Origin of the sequence: Caulobacter sp. CCH9-E1 (assembly GCF_001556515.1) — a bacterium.
Lineage (GTDB): Bacteria > Pseudomonadota > Alphaproteobacteria > Caulobacterales > Caulobacteraceae > Caulobacter.
On the sequence record NZ_LSJA01000093.1, the window covers coordinates 1 to 19474 of the forward strand.

The window sequence follows — 19474 nt, forward strand, 5'->3', positions numbered from 1 at the left end:
TGGCTGTCCTGGACAAGATGTATGGCGTCTGCGTCCCGCATCCGCCCTAGCGTCCGCTCTCCACCTGGCGGACATTCAGCGGGCCCGCTCCCCACGCTCCGCCACGGACATCACCCCATGCGCGGCGATGGCGACGAGTCCGACCAACGCGCCGAGGCTCACCAAGGCGGAGGCTTCGAGAACGCCCGGCGCCACCTGCTTCAGCGTCGGATCGAACGGCAGCTTTTGGATGGTGCGCCCCATGTGGAAGCTGTTGAGGCCGGCGACAAATAGGCCAAGGGCTGGGCCCGCGGTCCGTAGCTCAGCCACGAGGCGTCGCCAGACGTTCCTGGGGGTTCTCCTTCCCAGCGCGGCCGCGACCACGATTCCCGGAAGCGTCGCGCAGAGCAGGATCAGAACGGCCTTCTGAGGGATCGCCGCGTTCTCGAACACGCTCCAAAGCGCCTGCATGGTCATCGCCGCCCCCAACAGAGGCGATAAGATTACAATCGTAATCTTCGCTGTCAAGCGACGCGCCCGTCCCTCACACCTGGCAGATCGGGCAGAAGAACGTCGATCGTCCCGCCTGGACCTCGCGCGCGATCACGCCCTTGCAGCCCGGGGTCGGGCACGGCTCGCCTTCGCGGTCGTAGACGCGGAAGCGGTGCTGGAAGTAGCCCAAGGCGCCGTCGGCGGCGGCGAAGTCCTTGAGGGTCGAGCCGCCGACCTCGACGGCTTCGGCCAGCACGTCCTTGATCGCCGTGATCAGCGGGCCGAGCCGCGTCTTGGCGACGCCGCCCGATGGCTTGAACGGCGAGATGTGGGCGCGGTGCAGGGCCTCGCAGACATAGATATTGCCCAGGCCCGCGACGGTGCGCTGGTCCAGCAGCAGGGTCTTGGGGCCCTGCTTGCGGTTCGCGAAGGCCTTTTCCAGCGTCTTGGCGTCGAAGGCGTCGCCCAGCGGCTCGGGCCCCATGGTCGCGAACCAGGGGTGATGGCTGACGCGGTCGGTCGGGATCAGGTCCATGAAGCCGAAGCGGCGCGGATCGTAATAGGTGACGGTCGCGCCCGCCTCGGTCTCGAAGACCACGTGGGCGTGCTTGTCCTCGGGCGTGACGACGCGGGCGAAGTCGCCGGGGCGGACCGTCCCTTCCGGCGCGGCGATCTCGAAGCGCCCGGTCATGCCCAAGTGCATCACCAGGGTGTCGCCCCGGTCCAGCGGCGCCAGGATGTACTTGGCCCGGCGGTCCAGGCGCAGGATCTTGGCGCCGGTCAGGCGCTGGACGAAGCCGTCGGGCAAAGGAAAGCGCAGGTCGGGGCGGTTGGCCCGCACGCGGGCCAGGCGCGCGCCCGACAGGACGGGCTCGAGACCGCGCCGGACGGTTTCTACTTCGGGCAGTTCGGGCAAGGATCATTCCTTAAGAGCGTGGCAGCCGAAAGTGTAAGCGGTTTCGGCGTCCGCCACGCCGTAAGATAAAAAGCTTCGATGACGCGGCGCGATGCGCGAGCTAATAGCGGACCATCCTATAGAGAGTTCGCCCCCGGGACGTCATGAGCAACACCTCCGCCAGCTTCGGTTTCAAGGACGTCGACGCCTCGCAGAAGGCTGGCCTGGTGCGCGGCGTGTTCGACCGCGTGGCCAAGAACTACGACATCATGAACGACCTGATGAGCGGCGGCGTGCATCGCCTGTGGAAGGACGCCGTCGCCGCGCGCCTGAACCCGCAGCCGGGCGAGGTGATCATCGACTGCGCCGGCGGCACCGGCGACATGGCCCGCCGCTTCGCCAAGATGGCGCGGCAAGCCCAGGCGCGGCGCGGCGGTCCGGACGCGACCATCAACATCATCGACTACAACGCCGAGATGATCGCCGCTGGCATCGAGCGCGGCGGCGAGCCCGAGATCACCTGGACCGTCGGCGACGCTCAGCGCCTGCCGCTGCCCGACAATTACGCCAACGCCTATGTGATCAGCTTCGGCATCCGCAACGTGACCGACATCGACGCGGCCCTGCGCGAGGCGCGCCGGGTGCTCAAGCCCGGCGGCCGCTTCCTGTGCCTGGAATTCTCGCGGCCGGTGACGGAAGCCCTGGCGAAGGCCTATGACGCCTACAGCTTCAAGGTCATCCCGCAGGTCGGCGAGTGGGTCGCCAAGGATCGCGACGCCTATCAGTACCTGGTCGAGAGCATTCGCCGCTTCCCCGACCAGAAGACCTTCGCCGGCATGATCGAGAACGCCGGCTTCAAGCGGGTCAGCTACACCAACTTCACCGGCGGCGTCGCGGCCCTGCACCAGGGCTGGGCGCTTTAGGTTCATGGCTCTTCTCACCACCGATTTCCCCGGCGAATGCCGGGGCCCAGATCGTAAGGCCGAGCGGCGCCACGGCATGCCTCTGCCCGGGCTGAATCTGGATCCCGGCATTCGCCGGGAAGGTCGGGCTGAAGATACAGGGTCTTGGACTTGACCTCCCTCTCCGCGTTTTTCCGCCTGACGGGCGCGGGCTGGGCCCTGGTGCGGGCCGACGCCCTGATCCCGCGCGAGGCCGAGCCGCTGCTGCCGCCCAGCGCCAAGCTGGCCGGGCGTCTGCTGCGCCTGTTCGCGGGCGGCGCGGCCAAGCGCGGTCGGCCGGGCGAACGCCTGGCCCGCGTGCTGGAAAGCCAAGGCCCGGCGGCGATCAAGCTGGGCCAGTTCCTGTCGACCCGCGCCGACATCTTCGGAACCGCCTTCGCCGAAGATCTGTCGCACCTGAAGGACCGGCTGCCGGCCTTCCCGCTGGCGGTCGCCAAGGCCGAGATCGCCCGCAACCTCGGCAAGCCGCTGGACGAAATCTTCGCCGAGATCGGCGAGCCCGTCGCCGCCGCCTCCCTGGCCCAGGCCCATCCGGCCACCCTGGTCGACGGCCGCAAGGTCGCCGTGAAGGTGCTGCGGCCCGGCGTCGAGCGCCAGGTCGCCCGCGACACCGGCGTGCTGCGCCTGGCCGCGCGCCTGGCCGAGACCCTCGCCCCCGCCTCCCGCCGTCTGCGGCCGACCGAATTCGTCGAGGTCGTGATCCGCGCTCTCGAACTCGAAATGGACCTGCGGTTCGAGGCCGCCGGCTGCGCCGAACTGGGCGAGGCCATGGCCAAGGATCCCTATATGCGCGCCCCGACGGTGTGCTGGGAGGGCGTGGGCAAGCGCGTCCTGACCCTGACCTGGGCCGAGGGAACGCCGCTGTCCGACCCCGCCGCCCTCGCTCTGCCGGGCCTGGACCGCAAGGCCCTGGCCGAGAACGTCACCCGCGGCTTCCTGGCCCAGGCCCTGGACCACGGCCTGTTCCACGCCGACCTGCACGAGGGCAACCTGTTCGTCGCCGCCCCGTCCAGCATCACCGCCGTCGACTACGGCATCGTCGGCCGCCTAGGCCCGGGCGAGCGCCGCTACCTGGCCGAGATCCTGTACGGCTTCCTGAACCGCGACTATCCCCGCATCGCCCAGGTGCATTTCGACGCCGGCTATGTGCCGGCCCACCAGGACAAGGACGCCTTCGCCCAGGCCCTGCGCGCCGTCGGCGAGCCGGTGTTCGGCCGCAACGCCCGCGACGTGTCGATGGGCCGTCTCTTGGCGCAACTCTTCGAGATCACCGCCCTATTCGACATGGCCCTGCGCCCCGAACTGGTGCTCCTGCAGAAGACCATGGTCACGGTCGAGGGCGTGGCCCGCCGCATCGACCCGACCCACGACCTCTGGGCGGCCGCCGACCCGGTGGTCCGCCGCTGGATCGGCCGCGAGCTGTCGCCCACGGCCAAGATCCGCGACTTCGCCGAAGAAGCCCTGCGCGCCCTCCGCGCCATCGCCCGCCTGGCCGAGGCTCCGCCAGCCAAGACCGAGGCCCACGTCGAGCGGCCGCATGTCTGGCCGCTGCTGTGGTTCCTGGTCGGCGCCGCGACGGCGGGAGCGGCCTTCGTCACCGGCCTGTTGCTGTCGCGGTAAAGGCGTCCTTCGCGAGAGGATCACCGGTCTCTAGTTAGCGTCCGACGTCGGCCCCCGCGTTCGCTTCGACGTCGGCGCCGAGACCTCGATGTTGAAGCTCTCGACGATGGCGTCCAGCAACGCGCCTTCGCCGCCCAGGCCATCGGCGCTGAGCGCATCGGCGATATGGCCGGCGAGGTCGGCCAGGATGATGCCCCAGGCCGCCGTTTCCGTCTCGACGTCGCCCTCGGCGTACAACCCGCACTTCAGCGAGCAGTGCAGCCCCTGTTCGGCGATCCAGACGCGCGCCAGCTCAACGGCGCTGGCGTCTCGAAGCGCGGCGGGGGGTATGGCGCGGGCGTTCATCGTGACCTCGTGGCGAGCGAATGAAAGCCCCTTACCCCTCGGCCTCGTCGCGCTCGCGCTTCTTGGCGGCGGTGGCGCGGCGGGCCTCGCGGGTCTTCTGCTCGGTCCAATAGGCCGCGCCCTCGTCGGGCTTGAACATCGTGCGCGGCGCGCCCTCGCGCGAGACCACCGCGAACACATTGTCCTTCGGGTCGTAGATCAGCAGGTCGCCATTGGCGCGCTTCAGCGTCTGGGCGCCCTTGGGCGGATCGCTGACGAAGGCATGGACCTTGGCGACATAGTCGTCGGCCGTCTTGGCGCCGAACGTCTCACCGTTGCGTTCGAACGACCGCTGGGCGTTCTCCTCGGCGGTGCGGGTGCGGTTGGCCGCCCAATAGGGCTTGCCGGCGACCAGCTTGACCGGCGCGTCGCGCGGATCGCCCCGGCGCTGGGTTTCGGCCGAGGCTTCGGTCGCGGGCCCCTCGGCCGCCGCGCTGGCGCGATCGCCGCCCTTCGGCGCCTTGACCGCCGAAGCGCCGCTGTCGCAGGCGGAAAGGGCCAGGACGCCCAGCCAAGCGACGACCCCAACGGAAAACTGTCTTACAACCTTCATGATCGTATCCGCCCCATTGCTCTACCTTTACGTTTGATGAACGAAAGCGGAACGAGAGTCGAGTCCCAATCTTCACCGTAGGATTGTCACTGGCGCTTTGGCGCGCGGATGGGCATGTGCAGGGGACGAGACGAACGCGAGAGCGGGAGCTGGGCGTGAGCGAAAAGCGGGTTCTTCTGATCGTCGGCGGCGGGGTGGCGGCCTATAAGTCGCTGCTGCTGGTGCGGCTGCTGCGCAAGGCGGGGATCGCCGTGCGGCCGATCCTGACCAAGGCGGGCGCTGAGTTCGTCACGCCGTTGTCCCTGGCGGCCCTGGCCGAGGACAAGGTCTATCAGGACCTGTTCTCGCTGACGGATGAACACGAGATGGGCCACATCGAGCTGTCGCGCTCGGCTGATCTCGTCGTCGTCGCCCCGGCCACGGCCGACCTGATCGCCAAGGCGGCCAATGGCCTGGCCGGGGACCTGGCCTCCACCACCCTGCTGGCCACCGACAAGCCGGTGTTGATGGCGCCGGCGATGAACGTGCGGATGTGGCTGCACCCGGCCACCCAGCGCAATGTCGCGACCCTGAAGGCCGACGGCGTGTCGTTCGTCGACCCGGCGGAGGGCGCCATGGCCTGCGGCGAGTTCGGCCCCGGCCGCCTGGCCGAACCGGAGGAGATCTTCGCGGCTGTCGTCGCCATGCTGGAGGGCCCCGCCGCCAAGCCGCTGGTCGGCAAGCGCGCCATCGTCACGGCCGGGCCGACCTTCGAACCGATCGACCCGGTGCGGGGCGTCACCAACCGCTCCAGCGGCAAGCAGGGCTTCGCGATCGCCCAAGCCCTGGCGCAGCTGGGGGCGGATGTCACCCTGGTGGCCGGCCCGGTCTTCCTGCCCACCCCGCCAGGGGTCAAGCGCGTCGACGTCGAGACCGCCCGCCAGATGCTGGCCGCCAGCCAGGCCGCCCTGCCGGCCGATGTCGGGGTCTTCGTCGCCGCCGTCGCCGACTGGCGCGTCGACGAGGCGTTCGGCGCCAAGCTGAAGAAGGAGAAGGGCGGGCCGCCGGCCCTGACCTTCGTGGAAAACCCGGACATCCTGGCGACCCTGTCGGCTTCGGGGCCTCGGCGTCCCAAGCTGGTCGTCGGATTCGCGGCCGAGACCGACCATGTCGAGGAGCACGCCCGCGCCAAGCTGGCCCGCAAGGGCTGCGACTGGATCATCGCCAACGACGTCACCCAGCCCGGCGTCATGGGCGGGGGCGAGAACGCCGTGCTGCTGGTCACCAAGGACAGGACCGAACGCTGGGACCGCGCCGCCAAGGACGTCGTGGCGGCCCAGATCGCGGCGCGGATCGCCCAGGCGTTGGCCTAGATCGGCTCGAGGCGAGCCGCCTCACCCTGCCGCGCGGTCAGGCGCATCGGCCGGCCCCGCACCCAAAGCCGGTCGACCGTGACCCCGGTCCAACCCTTGGGCAGCATGGCCGGGCGCTGGCTCCACGTCTCCGGCGCCGCGCCCGACGGCATGATCCCGCTGAAGCCGTACAGCAGCGAGATCAGGAAGCCGCCGATATTGGCGAAGAACGGGCCAGCCTGCGGCTGCTCGGGAAAGCGGTCGGCGCGGTATTCCAGGGTCTGCAGGAAGCGACCCACGACGAACTGGCCATAGCCCTCGTCGAGCAGTCTCAGCGCCCTCTCGCGATCGCCGAGGCGCGCCGCCCAGGCGCCGTACAACGCCGACAGCATCGGACTGCCGACATAATCATCGGCCAGGTCCAGATAGAGCGAGATCGTCGCGGCCTCCGCTTCTGGCGACAGCGGATAGCCGAAGGGGAAGATCCCCATCAGCGGATCAGGCGTGGCGCCCTTCTCCTCGTTGGTCCTGTAGTCGTCGTGGGAGACGACGGCCTGGCCGCGCGTGGGGATTTGCAGGCCATCGGCGATCTCCAGCCACGTCGGATCCGCCTCGAAGCCCAGCGTCTCCGCGATCCGCGCGCCATCGCGTAGCACCACCACGGCGCCCATGTTCGAGAAGGCGGCGTTGTCGACCGGCTGCTCGCGCTCGGCGATGCCCATCGACGCCTTGATGGCGTAGCCGCCGCGCACCTTGCAGACCCGGCTGGCGATCCATTCACAGACGCCCGAGACCACGGGCCAGGTCCGCGTACGCAGGAACTCCCGGTCGCCGGTGGCGTCGGCGTAGAAGACGAAAGCCCGCGCCACGTCCAGCGAGACGTGATCCTCGTGCCAGGCGGCCGTACCTGGGAGCGGCGCCGCCTCCTGTCCGCTGCGCGGAGCGCTCTCCCACGGGAACTGCAGGCCCCGCCGGCCCATCAGCTGGGCGTTGCGCCGCGCGCTGTCGAGATGGGCGAACCGATATTCCAGCATGGCCCGCGCCGCGTGGGGCTGCAGCAGGCAGAGGGCGGGGACGACGAAGGCCTCGATGTCCCACATCACGTGGCCGAAGTAGTAGTGATAGTCGCGCCAGGTGGCCAAGCCGAAGATCGACGTCGAGGCGGGCGACGAGGCGTGGACCGAGCTCATCAGATAGAAGAAGCCGGCGTCGGCCAGAGACTGCCAGCGCGCCTCCGCGCCCTCCAGCCGGATTCGGCTCTTCCAGAGCGCGTCCCATTCCGCGCGGTTCTGCTTGCGGAGAGAGTCGAAGCCGTCGAACCGGGCCTTGGCGACCAGGCGCTCGGCCTGCTGATCGGGCAGGTCGTGAAGGGCGTCGGGCACGATGCCGGCGATCTGGCGCAGCCGCACGGCGCGTCCGGCCCGGGTCTGGACCGCGTACTCTGAAACCAGCCGATCATCGCGCAACGGCGGACGGGACGGCGCGACCTCGCCGGCGCCCAGCACCTCGCTGGTCAGAGCCAGGCCGCAGGTCGACAGCTCGCCGGCTGACGCCCACAGGACCGAGCCATCCGTGGCGGGCTCTTCCTCGCCGGGCGTCTCGCGCCTGTGTCGCAAGGCCTGCCCATCGACCCCCGCCCCATCGATCATGGCGCGAAGGCCCAGGGCGCAGGCCTTGTCGACCGTGACCGCGATCTCCTGGCACACCAGCGTCGGCTCCGGGCGACTGCAGAAGGTGACGACCTCGACCTGCGCGCGCTTGCCCTGGACCTCGAAGACAAAGCGGGAGGTGAGTTCGGCGGTCGAAAAATCATAGGCCTGCTCCAGGTCGGAAACCTGGTGCGGCGCGTCGGAGAGCCATACGCCGTCGATCGCCACGTCTCCGGCCAAAGGATATGGCGCGACCGCGGCCGCCTCGATCCGGCGTTCGTCGTGCTCGCCGCTGAACCCGCTGACCAGGCACATGCCCGCCTGCAGCGGCGTCTCCCGGACGCGCAGGCCCACAAGGCCGTTGGCGACATAGGCCGGCAGTTCGCGTCCTCTGGCGCCCTGTTCGATGGGGGGATTGTTCGGCTTGCTCATCAAGACTCCGCGCCTGGCCGAGGGCATCTCTTCAAAACCCGAAGCGCCCCGTCGCGGTTTCACCGCCTAACAAGCGACGGCGCGGCCGCCCCTCTGGCCCCGCCCCCCGAAAATCGGCTACAGCCGTCCTGTCCCGAGCACAGGAACCTCTCATGTCCGCCATCCCCGCCGGTCTCGCCATCCGCTTCAAGCGTTGGGAAGGCAATCCCGACCTGCCGGTCCCGACCTACGCTACGGCCGGCGCCGCGGGCTTCGACCTGCGGGCGGCCGTGCCGGAGGACGAGCCGATCGTGCTGAAGCCCGGCTCGCGCTGCATGGCGCCAACCGGCTTTTCGGTGGCCGTGCCGGACGGCTGGGAAATGCAGGTGCGGCCGCGCTCGGGCCTGGCCTTGAAGAACGGCGTCACGGTGGTCAACGCGCCGGGCACCGTCGACAGCGACTATCGCGGCCAGGTCTGCGTGCTGCTGATCAATCTGGGCGAGGAGGACTTCACGATCCGCCGCGGCGACCGCATCGCCCAGGGCGTGATCGCCGCCGCGCCGCAATGGCCGCTGGTCGAGGTCGCCGACCTGGACGAGACCGATCGCGGCGCCGGCGGCTTCGGCTCGACGGGCGTCTAGAGCGCGTTAGGTTCAAGCGTGAGCGGTTAAACCGCTCGAACGCGCTCCAAGCGCTCTAGAGGCCAGGGGCGCGGATCGCCATCGCCAGATAGCTGCCAAAGCCCGCCGCGAACGCCATCGCGGCCACCCACAGCAGCGGCCGCACCAGCTCCAGCGAAGAGCGCTTCTCCAGGTCGTCCATCGGGCCCTCCAGGTCTGGCGGCCAGGGTTCGCCGGCCTTTTTCCTCAACGGACCAGGGGTGTTTTGGTTCGCCGAACGATACGCACGAAAGCGCTTTCGCGCGCCGTCCGCGTTTGGGCGCGGGCGAGCCTTGTCGGCGCCTGACGCAAAAACTTCTTCGGCCCGCCGTTGATCTTTGGACGACTGCGTCCATTTATCCGCTTGCCGCGCTCGCGTGATGTGACTATCGGGCGCGTTCACGCTCTGGGGATAGGGTTTTTCCGTTCATGGCGACGCCGCAAAAGAAGAAGCTGGTCCCGATGGTCGCGGGCGGGGTCCTCGTGGCCGCTGTCGTGGTCGGCGGGACCCTGTGGTTCCTGGACAAGCAGCGCTTCGAAAGCACCGACAACGCCTTCGTCCAGGCCGATACGGTGCAGATCAGCCCGCAGGTTTCCGGCTATGTGGCCGAGGTCCTGGTGGCCGACAACCAGCGGGTCGAGGCGGGCCAGGTGCTGGCCAAGATCGATCCGTCGACCTTCCAGGCCATCGTCGACCAGGCGATCGCCAACGCCGGCGCCGCCGACGCGGCCGTCCGCGCCATCGATGACAAGAACAGCCTCGAGCAGGCGATGATCGCCCAGCGGGCCGCCGGCGTGACCAGCGCCCAGGCCGACGCCAGCCGCGCCAAGGCCGACCTCGAGCGCTACAACAGCCTGGCGACCCAGGGCTGGGTCTCGCAGCAGAAGGTCCAGACCGAGCGCGCCGCCGCCACCCAGACCGCCGCCGGCGTCGCCAGCGCCCAGGCCGCCCTGGAAGCCGAGCGCCGCGCCGCCCAGTCGCTGGGCTCGGCCAAGGCCCAGGCCGTGGCTCAAGCCGCCGCCGCCCACGCCGCCGTGGAGCAAGCCAAGCTGGACCTCGAGCGCACCGTGATCCGCGCGCCGGTCGCCGGCGTGGTCGGCGCCCGCTCGGTGCGTCCGGGCCAGCTGGTCCAGCCGGGCGTGGCCCTGATGTCGGTCGTGCCGCTGGGCCAGGCCTATGTCGTCGCCAACTTCAAGGAGACCCAGGTCGCGCGCATCCGCGTCGGCCAGTCGGTCGAGATCAAGGCCGACGCCTTCGGCAAGGCCAAGATCGTCGGCAAGGTCGACAGCTTCGCCCCCGCTACGGGCCAGCAGTTCGCCCTGATCCCCGTCGAGAACGCGGTCGGCAACTTCACCAAGATCACCCAGCGCCTGCCGGTGAAGATCGCCGTCGATCGCAGCCAGCTGGGCGCGGCCCTGCGTCCGGGCCTGTCGGTCGAGGTCAAGGTCGACGTCCGCGACCGCTCGGGCACCTCGTTCGCCGAGGCGGGCCAGAGCACGCCGCAGGTCGCCCGCCAGGGCGTGGACCGCTAGACGGCGGACGCGTCATGACCGACGCCGCCCTCCCCGCCTCGCAAGCCGCCGCCGCCACCCCCAAGCCGGAGATCGACTGGGGCAAACTGTTCCTCGGTTTCGGGGCCATGGTCATCGGCCAGTTCATGGCCATCCTGGACATCCAGATCGTCGCGGCGTCACTGCCGCAGATCCAGGCCGGCGTCGGCGCCAGCACCGACCAGATCAGCTGGATCCAGACCGCCTATCTGATCCCCGAGGTCGTGATGATCCCGCTGTCGGGCTATCTGTCGCGGCTGTGGGGCACCCAGCGCCTGTACCTGGCCTCGTGCACCGGCTTCATCGTCATGAGCGTGCTGACGGGCCTTAGCTCGTCGATCGACATGATGATCCTGACGCGAGCGCTGCAGGGCTTCATCGGCGGGGCGATGATTCCGACGGTGTTCGCCGTCGCCTTCACCGCCTTCCCGCCCGAGCGGCGCGTGACGGCCAGCGTGATCATGGGCCTGATCGTCACCCTGGCGCCGACCGTCGGCCCGACCCTGGGCGGCCACCTGACCGAGGCCCTGTCCTGGCGCTGGCTGTTCTTCATCAACGTGCCCACGGGCCTGCTGGTCCTGTTCGGCGTGGCGCGCTGGGGCGACTTCGACAAGGGCGACCCGAGCCTGGCCAAGGGCTTCGACTGGTTCGGCCTGGCCGTCATGGCCGTCTTCCTGATGAGCATGCAGTACGTGCTGGAGGAAGGCGCCAAGGACGACTGGTTCGACGACACCGCCATCCTGTGGCTGACGGTCACCGCCGTGATCGGCGGCGTGGTCTTCATCTGGCGGCAGCTGACCTACAAAAACCCGATCGTCGAGCTGCGGGCCTTCGCCAACCGCAACTTCACGGTCGGCGTCTTGATGACCGCCGTCTCGGGCGCCAGCCTGTTCGGCGGCACCTTCCTGCTGCCGCAGTTCCTGGGCCGGGTGCGCAACTATTCGGCGTCGGAGGTCGGCACCACCATGATCATCTCGGGTCTGTCGATGTTCCTGACCGGACCGATCGCCGGTCGGCTGGTGCGCAAGACCGATCCGCGCGCACCCATGTGCCTGGGCTTCATCCTGGCGGGTTGGGGCATGTACATGGCCCATGGCGTGACCAAGGACTGGGGTTTCTGGGAGTTCGCCGGCGTCCAGGCCTGCCGAGGCGTGGGCGTGATGATCGCCATGATCGCCACCCAGCAGGTCACCATGAGCACCCTGCCGCCGCACATGGTCAAGAACGCCTCGGGCCTGGTCAATCTGGCGCGCAACACCGGCGGCGCGGTGGGCTTGGCCCTTCTGGCCACCTCGATCAGCCAGCAGACGGCGCTCTATTACGACGATATGACCTCGAAGGTGACCCAAGGCGGGCCGACGGCCAGCATGATGGCCGGTCTGACCCAGCGCATGATGCAGCTGGGCGTCGCCGATCCCGCCGGCGCGGCCCGCAAGGCGATCGGCGGCATGATCGAGCAGCAGGCCACGGTCATGGCGTTCGGCGACAGTTTCACCTTGCTGGCGATCGGGTGTTTCCTGGCGGCGTTCGTGTCTCTGCTCGCCAGCCCGGCCAAGAACGCCCCGCCGCCGCCCTCGGACGCCCACTGATGCCGCGCATTCCCGGACAGATCGACGTCGCCAAGACCGAAGCCATCCTCGACGCCGCCGTCGAGGTGATCGGCGAGCGGGGCCTGGCCGCGCCGATGGAGGCGATCGCCAAGCGGGCGGGCGTCTCCAAGCAGACGGTCTATAACCACTATGGCTCCAAGGCCGAGCTGATGCGGGCCCTGATGCAGCGTCGGGTCGAGCGGGTCACCGCGCCGCTGCGCGGCCAGGACGCCGTGGACAACCCGACCGCGGCGCTCGAGGCCTACGCCCGCTCGCTGCTGGAGACGGTGATCACCAACAAGAGCTACTCGATGATGCGGGTGGTGATGATGGGGGCGGGCGAGATGCCCGACGTCGCCCAGGAAGTCTATGAAGCCGGCCCGCTAAGCGCCCGCCGCCAGCTGGCGGCGTTCCTGAAGACCGAGACGGAACTGGGCCGGATGAAGGTCGAGGACTGCGACCAGGCGGCGGAGTTCTTCTCCGGCATGATCCTGGGCCACAACCAGATGCGCGCGCTGCTGCGCCTGCCCTCCGACAAGACGCCGGAAGAGTTCGGCCGCTTCGCGCGGGAAGCGGCCGAACGGTTCATGCGGGCCTACGCGCTGTAGGCCTAAAAAGCCTAAAGGGGCTGGCTTACGCCTCGTCCTGGTCGGGCATGCCCATCATGTGGAAGCCGGCGTCGACGTGGACCACTTCGCCCGTGGTCGACTTGCCGAGGTCCGAGGCCAGCCACAGGGCGCAGCCGGCGACGCCTTCCATCGAGGTGTCTTCCTTCATCGCCGAGAAGGCGCGCCCCTGGGCGATCATGCTGCGGCCGCCCGAGATGCCGGCCAGGGCCAGGGTGCGCATGGCGCCGGCCGAGATGGCGTTGGCGCGGATGCCCTTGGGGCCCAGGTCGCGGGCGATATAGCGGGTCGCCGCTTCCAGCGCCGCCTTGGCCACGCCCATGGTGTTGTAGTTCGGGATGGTCCGCTCCGACCCCAGATAGGTCATGGTGATCAGCGAGCCGCCGTTCGGCATCAGCTTGGAGGCGCGCTTGGCGACGTCCACAAAGCTGAAGGCCGAGATGTTCATGGCCATCAGGAAGCCTTCGCGGGTCGTGTTGTCCACGAACGAGCCCTTCAGCTCGTTCTTGTTGGCGAAGGCCACCGAGTGGACGACGAAGTCCAGAGTCCCGAATTCCTTCTCGATCGTGGCGAAGGCGGCGTCCATCGAGGCGTCGTCGGTGACGTCGGCCGGGATCATCGTCTTGACGCCGATGCTCTCGGCCAGCGGGCGCACGCGGCGCTCGAGCTCTTCGCCCTGATAGGTGAAGGCCATCTCGGCGCCCTGGGCGGCCAGCTGGCTGGCGATGCCCCAGGCGATCGAGTTGTGGTTGGCCACGCCCATGACGAGGCCCTTCTTGCCCCGCATCAGCTCGCCCTTGGGGAACGCGTAATCGTCGGCCATGTGTCGGGCCCTCTTTGGCAAATCGTTGCCCGCTGAGTTAGCAGGGCTCGCACCGGGGAGGAACCCCGCCGCGCGGTCCTAGATCTTGCTGAAGATCAGCGTGCCGTTGGTGCCGCCAAAGCCGAAGCTGTTGGACATCACCGTTTCGAGCGGCTTGTCGACGCGCTGGCGCAGGATCGGCAGGTCGGCGAACTCGGGGTCCAGCTCCTCGATGTGGGCGCTCTCGGCGGCGAAGCCGTTGTCGAGCATCAGGATCGAGTAGATGGCCTCCTGCGCGCCGGCCGCGCCCAGGCTGTGACCGGTCAGGGACTTGGTCGACGAGATCATCGGGGCCTTGTCGCCGAACACCTCGCGCACCGCGCCCATCTCCTTGCTGTCGCCGACCGGGGTCGAGGTGCCGTGCGGGTTCAGATAGTCGATGGTCCGGTTCCCGGCCTCGGCCATGGCCAGGCGCATGCAGCGCGCCGCGCCCTCGCCCGACGGCGCGACCATGTCGTAGCCGTCGGAATTGGCGGCGTAGCCCACGAGTTCCCCGTAGATCTTGGCGCCGCGCGCCTTGGCGCGTTCGTATTCCTCCAGCACCACGATCCCGGCGCCGCCGGCGATCACGAAGCCGTCGCGGTTCTTGTCATAGGCGCGGCTGGCGACGGCCGGGCGGTCGTTGAAGTTGCTGCTCATGGCGCCCATGGCGTCGAACAGGTTCGACAGGGTCCAGTCCAGCTCCTCGCAGCCGCCGGCGAAGATCACGTCCTGCTTGCCCAGCTGGATCTGCTCGGCGGCCGCGCCGATGCAGTGGGCGCTGGTCGCGCAGGCCGAGCTGATCGAATAGTTGATCCCGCGGATCTTGAACCAGGTCGACAGCACCGCCGACGGCCCCGAGCTCATGGCCTTGGGCACGGCGAACGGACCGATCCGCTTGGGGCCCTTCTCGCGGGTCGTGGCCGCGGCCTCGACGATGACGCGGGTCGAGGGGCCGCCCGAGCCGACGAGCAGGCCGGTGCGCTCATGGCTGATCTCGGCTTCGGTGAGGCCCGAGTCGGCGATCGCCTGCTCCATGGCGATGTGGGCGTAGGCCGTGCCGGGCGCGAGGAACCGCGCCGCGCGGCGGTCGACCAGCGGCTCCCAGTCGATCTGGGGCGCGGCATGGACCTGGCAGCGGAAGCCGAGCTCGGCATACTCCGGCGCGGCGATCACGCCCGACTTGGCCTCGCGCAGGGAGGCCAGCACCTCATGGGCGTTGTTGCCGATGGACGAGACGATCCCCAGTCCGGTGACGACGACGCGACGCATTCTGTAAATCCTCTTCTCCCCCTCCGATCCGTCAGGGGCCGGTTCTCTCGCTAAACGACCGGTCTTTAACTAACGGATCAAGCCATCTGTTCAGGCGTGAACAGGCCGACCTTCAAATCCTTGGTTTCGTAGATCACCTTGCCGTCGGCCTCCAGCACGCCTTCGCCGATTCCCATGACGAGCTTGCGCATGATGACCCGCTTCAGGTCGATCTTGTAGACCACCTTCTTGACGTTCGGCGTGACCTGGCCGGTGAACTTGACCTCGCCGACGCCCAAGGCCCGGCCGCGGCCGGGCGCGCCCGACCAGCCCAGGAAGAACCCGACCAGCTGCCACATGGCGTCCAGGCCCAGGCACCCCGGCATGACCGGGTCGCCGATGAAGTGGCAGCCGAAGAACCAGAGGTCGGGGTTGATGTCGAATTCAGCTTCGACATAGCCCTTGCCGTACTTGCCGCCTTCCGACTCGATGCGGACGATCCGGTCGAACATCAGCATCGGCGGGGCCGGCAGTTGGGCGTTTCCGGGGCCGAAAAGCTCGCCGCGGCCGCAGGCCAGGAGTTCTTCGTAGGAGTAGGCGTTCTTCTGCATGGGGCACGCCCTAGCACGGCGCCGGGCCGGGCCTCAATGTTTCCCTGTCGAAACAGATCGTGATCGGGTCAGTCCTTACGGCACTGCACCGCCGGATCGGCGCCCCAGATGTCGCCCTCCCGCGCCCAGCCCGAGACCCCGTCGGCGCGCAGCCGGCACCAGCCCTTCTCGCACTTGTCCAGCGCCGCGACGGCGCGCGACTTCAGATAGGCGGTGACCTTGGCCCCCTCCTTGGGCGATTTCAGCAGCGGCAGGTTGGTCGGCTGGACGCGCATGGCCGAGCGGCGGCCGTCGACCGTGCGCTTGTGCACCCAGGCGAGGCCCCCTTCGGGATCGCAGATCCGCCGCCATTCGCGGGTCTCGGCGACGATCTGCACGGGCAGCCCCTTGGCGCGATAGATCCACAACAGCTGGTGGGCCTCGTCGGGACCCTTGCGCGCGTTCACCTCGGCGTATTTCAGCGAGACGTAGCGCGGCACCTCCAGGCCCGAGGGGGTCACCCTGGGCCCCTCGGCCGCCGCCGGACCGGCCGCCACGACCGCGAATCCCAGGAAAAGTCCCGTGAAACGCTTCCGGGGCAAACCTTGTTCTGTTTTCGACGGCATGTTGCTTGGCCCCCACGGGCCCCTTTGCTACAGCTTTCAAACGCCCGTCAGTGAGAGCTTTTCAGTCCGACCATGGCCGCCCGCAAGCTCAAAGTCGTCGTCACCCGCAAACTCCCCGATCCGGTGGAGACGCGGATGTGCGAACTGTTCGACACCGAACTCAACGTCACCGACACGCCGATGTCGCCAGATGAGCTCGTCGACGCCATGAGCCGCGCCGACGTGCTGGTGCCGACCATCACCGACCGCATCGACTCGCGCCTTCTGTCGCGATCCGGCGATCGGCTCAAGCTGATCGCCAATTTCGGGGCGGGGGTCGACAATATCGACGTCGCCACCGCCAATGCGCGCGGCATCATCGTCACCAACACGCCGGGCGTCCTGACCGAGGACACCGCCGACCTGACCATGACCCTGATCATGGCGGCCTCGCGCCGGATCGTCGAAGGCGCCGAGGTGGTCAAGGCCGGCGGCTTCCACGGCTGGTCGCCGACCTGGATGCTGGGCCGCCGCCTGTGGGGCAAGCGCCTGGGCATCATCGGCATGGGCCGCATCGGCCAGGCCGTCGCCCGCCGCGCCAAGGCCTTCGGCATGCAGGTGCACTACCATAACCGCAAGCCCGTCAGCCCGCGCATCGCCGAGGAGCTGGGCTGCACCTACTGGGAAAGCCTGGACCAGATGCTGGCCCGGATGGACTTCATTTCGGTCAACTGCCCGCACACGCCGGCGACCTACCACCTGCTGTCGGCGCGTCGGCTGAAGCTGCTGCGGCCGCACGCCGTGGTGGTCAACACCGCGCGCGGCGAGGTGATCGACGAGGGCGCGCTGGCCAACATGCTGGCCAAGGGCGAGATCGCCGGCGCCGGCCTGGACGTCTACGAGCACGAGCCGGCCATCAATCCCAAGCTGCTCAAGCTGCCCAATGTCGTGCTGCTGCCGCACATGGGCTCGGCCACGGTCGAGGGCCGTATCGACATGGGCGAGAAGGTCATCGTCAACGTGAAGACCTTCATGGACGGGCATAGACCGCCGGATCGCGTCATCCCGGCGATGCTGTAGGGGCGGCGGGCGCCTAGCCTCTCATTTCCGTGTCATCCCGGAAGCCTCGAAGAGGCTGTCCGGGCCCAGGGCCACCGCCCCGTCGCTTGCCCTGGGTCCCGGCTCTACGCTGCGCTTCGGCCGGGATGACACGAGGAAAGTGGTTTTGAAGGAGCGCGCTAAGCCAGCGGATACTCCCGCTCGAGCCGGTAAACCGACCCCGCGCTGGTCTGCCAGCTGGAATAGAGCCCGAACCGGTCGACGGGGAAGCTCGGCGACTTCAGAAGGTTGTGCGTCTGGATCCAGGCGCCGACCTCGGGAACGGCCGGCTTCTTCAGATAGGCCAGGGTGACGTGCGGCCGGTAGAGCCGCGTCTCGGGCTTGAGCTCGGCGGCGCGGGCGGCGCTTTCGTTGGCCTTCTGCAGGCGGCGCAACGGGGCGCTGTCCTCCACCCCAGCCCAGACCGCGTGGATATCCGCGCCCTCGCCGAAATGCCCGACGCCGGCCAGGGTCAGGTCGAAGGCGGGGGCGTCGATCTGCATCAGCGCCTCGTCCAGGTCGTCGGCCACGTTTTCCGCGACATCGCCAATGAACCTCAGCGTGATGTGGAAGGCTTCCAGCGGCCGCCAACGCGCGCCCTCGATCCCGTGCTGACGCGAGAGCAGGCCCTCGCCGATGTCCGGCGGAATGGCGATGGCGGTGAAGAGACGGATCATCGCCTGGGTTTAATCCCCTGCAACGCCAGGACAAGAGGAGTCTGGGTGAGCGAGCCCCGCTTTCATGCTATCTGGAATTGAGAGGCAGGAGGCCAGCTTGGCGCGAAGTTTGGATCGAGGCCCTCTATGGCCGTTGGTGGTCGCGTTGGGCTTGGCTTTGGGGCCGCTCGCCCAGGCGCAAACACCTGAGACCGCATCCATGCCGCCCATCGCCGGCAAGGTGACGCTGCGCTGTATCCTGAAGGCCGACGGTGGGGTGCGCGATTGCCAGGTGGAGGACGAAACACCGGCCGGCGCGGGCCTGGGCGCTGCGGCCCAGCGGCTCAGCGAGCGCTTCCGCACCCATCCTAAGGGTGGGGCCAAAGGTCCGGTCGAGGGGGCGACCATCAAGATTCCCATGGTGTTCCAACCGCCCACGGGCGCCGCGAAGCCCTAGAGCATTTCCCCATAAGTGTGAAACGGTTAGCGGGTCGAAAAATGCTCTAAACTTTTGAAATAGAGCGCCTTTTATCCGATCTGGTTGGGTCAATCAGATCGGAAAGGGCTCTAGGAATCCTCACGGGCACGGATTGGGGTGGCGGGCGTGGATGGCGTTGACGGCGTCTTCCAGGTCGTCGGTCCAAGCTAGGTCGAAGGCGTCGATATTGGTCTTCAGCTGCTCCATCGAGGTCGCGCCGATGATCGTGGCGGTCGTGAACGGCCGCGTATCGCAGAACTTCAGGGCCAGCTGGGCCGGGTGAATTCCGTTGGCCTCGGCCAGGGCCACATAGGCGTGAAACGCCTCCTGCGAGCCGGGCCCTTCGTAGCGCTGCATGCGGTTGTAGAGCGCCTTGCGCGAGCCGGCCGGCAGGGCGCCGTCCAGGTACTTGCCGGTCAGCTGGCCCTGGGCCAGCGGCGAATAGGCCAGGAGGCCCACCTGCTCGCGCATGGCGATCTCGGCCAGGCCGTATTCGAAGGTGCGGTTGGCCAGGTGGTAGGCGTTCTGGATCGAGGCGATCCTGGGGAGACCTCTCGTCTCGCTCTCGGCCAGGAACCGCATGACGCCCCACGGGAACTCGTTCGAGACGCCGACGTGGCGGATCGAGCCCTTCTTCACGTGGGCGTCGAGCGCCTCGAGGATGTCGCCGAAGCTTTCGAAGTCCTGGTCGTAGTCCCTGAACGTCTGGCCGCCGAACACCCGCACCCGGCGATCGGGCCAGTGCAGCTGGTAGAGGTCGAGATAGTCGGTCTTCAGTCGGCGCAGCGAGCCCTCGACGGCCTCGTCGATCTGGGCCTTGGTCTGGCGGGTCGTCGCCCCATCCTTGCGCATCCACGAAAGACCGCCGAACGCCGCGCCCTGGCCGGCGACCTTCGAGGCCAGCACGACCTCGTGACGCTTGCCGGTCTTCTGGAACCACGAGCCGATATAGTCCTCGGTGCGGCCTTGCGTCTCCGGATTGGGCGGGCTGGCGTACATCTCGGCCGTGTCCCAGAAGGTCACGCCGCGGCCGAGGGCGTAATCCATCTGCTCGTGGGCCTGCGCCTCCGTGTTCTGCGAGCCCCAGGTCATGGTGCCCAGGCAGCAGCGCGAGACCGTCACGTCGGTCCGACCCAGCTTGGCGTACTCCATCGGCGCGTCCCTCGTTCTTGTTTTCGCCTTTGTTCTTAAGGGGTCTGGCGGCGGCTTGGGAAGCGCCGGATGGGCGCGCGGCCGCATACCATGTATACTTTT

At 68.5% G+C, this 19474-nt stretch carries 21 protein-coding genes; 9 read left to right on the forward strand and 12 right to left on the reverse strand.

The window, feature by feature from the left end:
- Nucleotides 1–75: 75 nt before the first annotated feature.
- Nucleotides 76–456 carry a hypothetical protein gene (locus AX690_RS05445; RefSeq protein ID WP_066685621.1) on the reverse strand — a complete coding sequence of 127 codons (381 nt, stop codon included), beginning with the start codon at nucleotides 454–456 and terminating at the stop codon, nucleotides 76–78.
- Between the two features lie 67 nt (nucleotides 457–523).
- Nucleotides 524–1387 (reverse strand): bifunctional DNA-formamidopyrimidine glycosylase/DNA-(apurinic or apyrimidinic site) lyase, encoded by an 864-nt coding sequence (gene mutM / locus AX690_RS05450; protein ID WP_066685617.1) that lies wholly within the window; start codon nucleotides 1385–1387, stop codon nucleotides 524–526.
- Nucleotides 1388–1530: 143 nt separating this feature from the next.
- On the opposite strand from mutM, the gene AX690_RS05455 reads away from it, so the two are divergent.
- The gene (locus AX690_RS05455; protein WP_066685616.1) at nucleotides 1531–2289 is read left to right on the forward strand and encodes a class I SAM-dependent methyltransferase; all 759 of its coding nucleotides are present in this window, start codon (nucleotides 1531–1533) and stop codon (nucleotides 2287–2289) included.
- A gap of 150 nt (nucleotides 2290–2439) precedes the next feature.
- On the forward strand, nucleotides 2440–3948 hold the full coding sequence (ubiB, locus tag AX690_RS05460; RefSeq protein WP_066685619.1) for a 2-polyprenylphenol 6-hydroxylase: 1509 nt from the start codon (nucleotides 2440–2442) through the stop codon (nucleotides 3946–3948).
- A 30-nt stretch (nucleotides 3949–3978) separates the two neighbouring features.
- Here the strand turns inward: ubiB and AX690_RS05465 are convergent, their stop codons facing one another.
- Together AX690_RS05465 and AX690_RS05470 are read right to left on the reverse strand one after the other, a co-directional pair.
- A complete protein-coding gene (locus tag AX690_RS05465) occupies nucleotides 3979–4293 on the reverse strand; it encodes a DUF5076 domain-containing protein (RefSeq protein WP_066685615.1) in 315 nt (104 codons plus the stop codon).
- A 31-nt stretch (nucleotides 4294–4324) separates the two neighbouring features.
- Nucleotides 4325–4885, reverse strand: a complete 561-nt coding sequence (locus AX690_RS05470; RefSeq protein ID WP_066685608.1) for a hypothetical protein — start codon at nucleotides 4883–4885, stop codon at nucleotides 4325–4327.
- A 155-nt stretch (nucleotides 4886–5040) separates the two neighbouring features.
- Here AX690_RS05470 and coaBC point away from each other — a divergent pair, with 155 nt between their 5' ends.
- The gene (gene coaBC / locus AX690_RS05475; RefSeq protein ID WP_066730304.1) at nucleotides 5041–6237 is read left to right on the forward strand and encodes a bifunctional phosphopantothenoylcysteine decarboxylase/phosphopantothenate--cysteine ligase CoaBC; all 1197 of its coding nucleotides are present in this window, start codon (nucleotides 5041–5043) and stop codon (nucleotides 6235–6237) included.
- Here coaBC and AX690_RS05480 read toward each other — a convergent pair.
- Nucleotides 6234–8297, reverse strand: a complete 2064-nt coding sequence (locus AX690_RS05480) for a glycoside hydrolase family 65 protein (protein ID WP_156449577.1) — start codon at nucleotides 8295–8297, stop codon at nucleotides 6234–6236. The genes coaBC and AX690_RS05480 overlap by 4 nt on opposite strands.
- Nucleotides 8298–8449: 152 nt before the next feature.
- Between AX690_RS05480 and dut the strand changes: the two genes are divergently transcribed.
- Nucleotides 8450–8917 (forward strand): dUTP diphosphatase, encoded by a 468-nt coding sequence (dut, locus tag AX690_RS05485; protein ID WP_066685607.1) that lies wholly within the window; start codon nucleotides 8450–8452, stop codon nucleotides 8915–8917.
- 55 nt (nucleotides 8918–8972) lie between these two features.
- Here the strand turns inward: dut and AX690_RS23580 are convergent, their stop codons facing one another.
- A complete protein-coding gene (locus AX690_RS23580) occupies nucleotides 8973–9098 on the reverse strand; it encodes a hypothetical protein (RefSeq protein ID WP_231732124.1) in 126 nt (41 codons plus the stop codon).
- Nucleotides 9099–9364: 266 nt separating this feature from the next.
- Here AX690_RS23580 and AX690_RS05490 point away from each other — a divergent pair, with 266 nt between their 5' ends.
- Genes AX690_RS05490 through AX690_RS05500 form a run of 3 tightly spaced genes read left to right on the forward strand, consistent with a single transcriptional unit; the run spans nucleotide 9365 to nucleotide 12683 of the window.
- Nucleotides 9365–10468 (forward strand): HlyD family secretion protein, encoded by a 1104-nt coding sequence (locus AX690_RS05490; RefSeq protein ID WP_066685606.1) that lies wholly within the window; start codon nucleotides 9365–9367, stop codon nucleotides 10466–10468.
- 14 nt (nucleotides 10469–10482) lie between these two features.
- Nucleotides 10483–12075 carry a DHA2 family efflux MFS transporter permease subunit gene (locus AX690_RS05495; protein WP_066685604.1) on the forward strand — a complete coding sequence of 531 codons (1593 nt, stop codon included), beginning with the start codon at nucleotides 10483–10485 and terminating at the stop codon, nucleotides 12073–12075.
- Complete coding sequence (locus tag AX690_RS05500; RefSeq protein ID WP_066685599.1) at nucleotides 12075–12683, forward strand: TetR/AcrR family transcriptional regulator; 609 nt, start codon at nucleotides 12075–12077, stop codon at nucleotides 12681–12683. The genes AX690_RS05495 and AX690_RS05500 overlap by 1 nt, the downstream gene beginning before the upstream one ends.
- A gap of 25 nt (nucleotides 12684–12708) precedes the next feature.
- On the opposite strand, the gene AX690_RS05505 is transcribed toward AX690_RS05500, so the two are convergent.
- From AX690_RS05505 to AX690_RS05520, 4 genes are all read right to left on the reverse strand, one after another.
- Nucleotides 12709–13524, reverse strand: coding sequence for an enoyl-ACP reductase (locus AX690_RS05505; RefSeq protein ID WP_082769521.1), 816 nt, complete (start codon nucleotides 13522–13524; stop codon nucleotides 12709–12711).
- A 78-nt stretch (nucleotides 13525–13602) separates the two neighbouring features.
- Nucleotides 13603–14814, reverse strand: a complete 1212-nt coding sequence (gene fabB / locus AX690_RS05510; protein ID WP_066685594.1) for a beta-ketoacyl-ACP synthase I — start codon at nucleotides 14812–14814, stop codon at nucleotides 13603–13605.
- A 77-nt stretch (nucleotides 14815–14891) separates the two neighbouring features.
- Nucleotides 14892–15404 carry a 3-hydroxyacyl-[acyl-carrier-protein] dehydratase FabA gene (fabA, locus tag AX690_RS05515; protein ID WP_066685592.1) on the reverse strand — a complete coding sequence of 171 codons (513 nt, stop codon included), beginning with the start codon at nucleotides 15402–15404 and terminating at the stop codon, nucleotides 14892–14894.
- Nucleotides 15405–15472: 68 nt separating this feature from the next.
- The gene (locus tag AX690_RS05520; RefSeq protein ID WP_066685591.1) at nucleotides 15473–16009 is read right to left on the reverse strand and encodes an SH3 domain-containing protein; all 537 of its coding nucleotides are present in this window, start codon (nucleotides 16007–16009) and stop codon (nucleotides 15473–15475) included.
- A gap of 72 nt (nucleotides 16010–16081) precedes the next feature.
- Here AX690_RS05520 and AX690_RS05525 point away from each other — a divergent pair, with 72 nt between their 5' ends.
- A complete protein-coding gene (locus AX690_RS05525; protein WP_066685589.1) occupies nucleotides 16082–17068 on the forward strand; it encodes a D-glycerate dehydrogenase in 987 nt (328 codons plus the stop codon).
- Nucleotides 17069–17226: 158 nt separating this feature from the next.
- Here AX690_RS05525 and thpR read toward each other — a convergent pair whose 3' ends face one another.
- Nucleotides 17227–17763, reverse strand: coding sequence for an RNA 2',3'-cyclic phosphodiesterase (gene thpR / locus AX690_RS05530; RefSeq protein ID WP_066685587.1), 537 nt, complete (start codon nucleotides 17761–17763; stop codon nucleotides 17227–17229).
- Nucleotides 17764–17827: 64 nt separating this feature from the next.
- On the opposite strand from thpR, the gene AX690_RS23920 reads away from it, so the two are divergent.
- Nucleotides 17828–18199: a TonB family protein gene (locus AX690_RS23920; protein ID WP_082769522.1), complete on the forward strand. Its 372-nt coding sequence runs from the start codon at nucleotides 17828–17830 to the stop codon at nucleotides 18197–18199.
- A gap of 120 nt (nucleotides 18200–18319) precedes the next feature.
- On the opposite strand, the gene AX690_RS05540 is transcribed toward AX690_RS23920, so the two are convergent.
- The gene (locus tag AX690_RS05540; protein WP_066685584.1) at nucleotides 18320–19372 is read right to left on the reverse strand and encodes an aldo/keto reductase; all 1053 of its coding nucleotides are present in this window, start codon (nucleotides 19370–19372) and stop codon (nucleotides 18320–18322) included.
- Nucleotides 19373–19474: the final 102 nt, after the last annotated feature.

Bases quoted from the DNA above. Each gene is read 5' to 3' on its own strand.
- AX690_RS05445 (WP_066685621.1), bottom strand. From the start codon at position 456: ATGACCATGCAGGCGCTTTGGAGCGTGTTCGAGAACGCGGCGATCCCT.
- AX690_RS05455 (WP_066685616.1), top strand. From the start codon at position 1,531: ATGAGCAACACCTCCGCCAGCTTCGGTTTCAAGGACGTCGACGCCTCG.
- AX690_RS05465 (WP_066685615.1), bottom strand. From the start codon at position 4,293: ATGAACGCCCGCGCCATACCCCCCGCCGCGCTTCGAGACGCCAGCGCC.
- AX690_RS05470 (WP_066685608.1), bottom strand. From the start codon at position 4,885: ATGAAGGTTGTAAGACAGTTTTCCGTTGGGGTCGTCGCTTGGCTGGGC.
- AX690_RS05480 (WP_156449577.1), bottom strand. From the start codon at position 8,297: ATGAGCAAGCCGAACAATCCCCCCATCGAACAGGGCGCCAGAGGACGC.
- dut (WP_066685607.1), top strand. From the start codon at position 8,450: ATGTCCGCCATCCCCGCCGGTCTCGCCATCCGCTTCAAGCGTTGGGAA.
- AX690_RS23580 (WP_231732124.1), bottom strand. From the start codon at position 9,098: ATGGACGACCTGGAGAAGCGCTCTTCGCTGGAGCTGGTGCGGCCGCTG.
- AX690_RS05490 (WP_066685606.1), top strand. From the start codon at position 9,365: ATGGCGACGCCGCAAAAGAAGAAGCTGGTCCCGATGGTCGCGGGCGGG.
- AX690_RS05495 (WP_066685604.1), top strand. From the start codon at position 10,483: ATGACCGACGCCGCCCTCCCCGCCTCGCAAGCCGCCGCCGCCACCCCC.
- AX690_RS05500 (WP_066685599.1), top strand. From the start codon at position 12,075: ATGCCGCGCATTCCCGGACAGATCGACGTCGCCAAGACCGAAGCCATC.
- AX690_RS05505 (WP_082769521.1), bottom strand. From the start codon at position 13,524: ATGGCCGACGATTACGCGTTCCCCAAGGGCGAGCTGATGCGGGGCAAG.
- fabB (WP_066685594.1), bottom strand. From the start codon at position 14,814: ATGCGTCGCGTCGTCGTCACCGGACTGGGGATCGTCTCGTCCATCGGC.
- fabA (WP_066685592.1), bottom strand. From the start codon at position 15,404: ATGCAGAAGAACGCCTACTCCTACGAAGAACTCCTGGCCTGCGGCCGC.
- AX690_RS05520 (WP_066685591.1), bottom strand. From the start codon at position 16,009: ATGCCGTCGAAAACAGAACAAGGTTTGCCCCGGAAGCGTTTCACGGGA.
- AX690_RS05525 (WP_066685589.1), top strand. From the start codon at position 16,082: ATGGCCGCCCGCAAGCTCAAAGTCGTCGTCACCCGCAAACTCCCCGAT.
- thpR (WP_066685587.1), bottom strand. From the start codon at position 17,763: ATGATCCGTCTCTTCACCGCCATCGCCATTCCGCCGGACATCGGCGAG.
- AX690_RS23920 (WP_082769522.1), top strand. From the start codon at position 17,828: ATGCTATCTGGAATTGAGAGGCAGGAGGCCAGCTTGGCGCGAAGTTTG.
- AX690_RS05540 (WP_066685584.1), bottom strand. From the start codon at position 19,372: ATGGAGTACGCCAAGCTGGGTCGGACCGACGTGACGGTCTCGCGCTGC.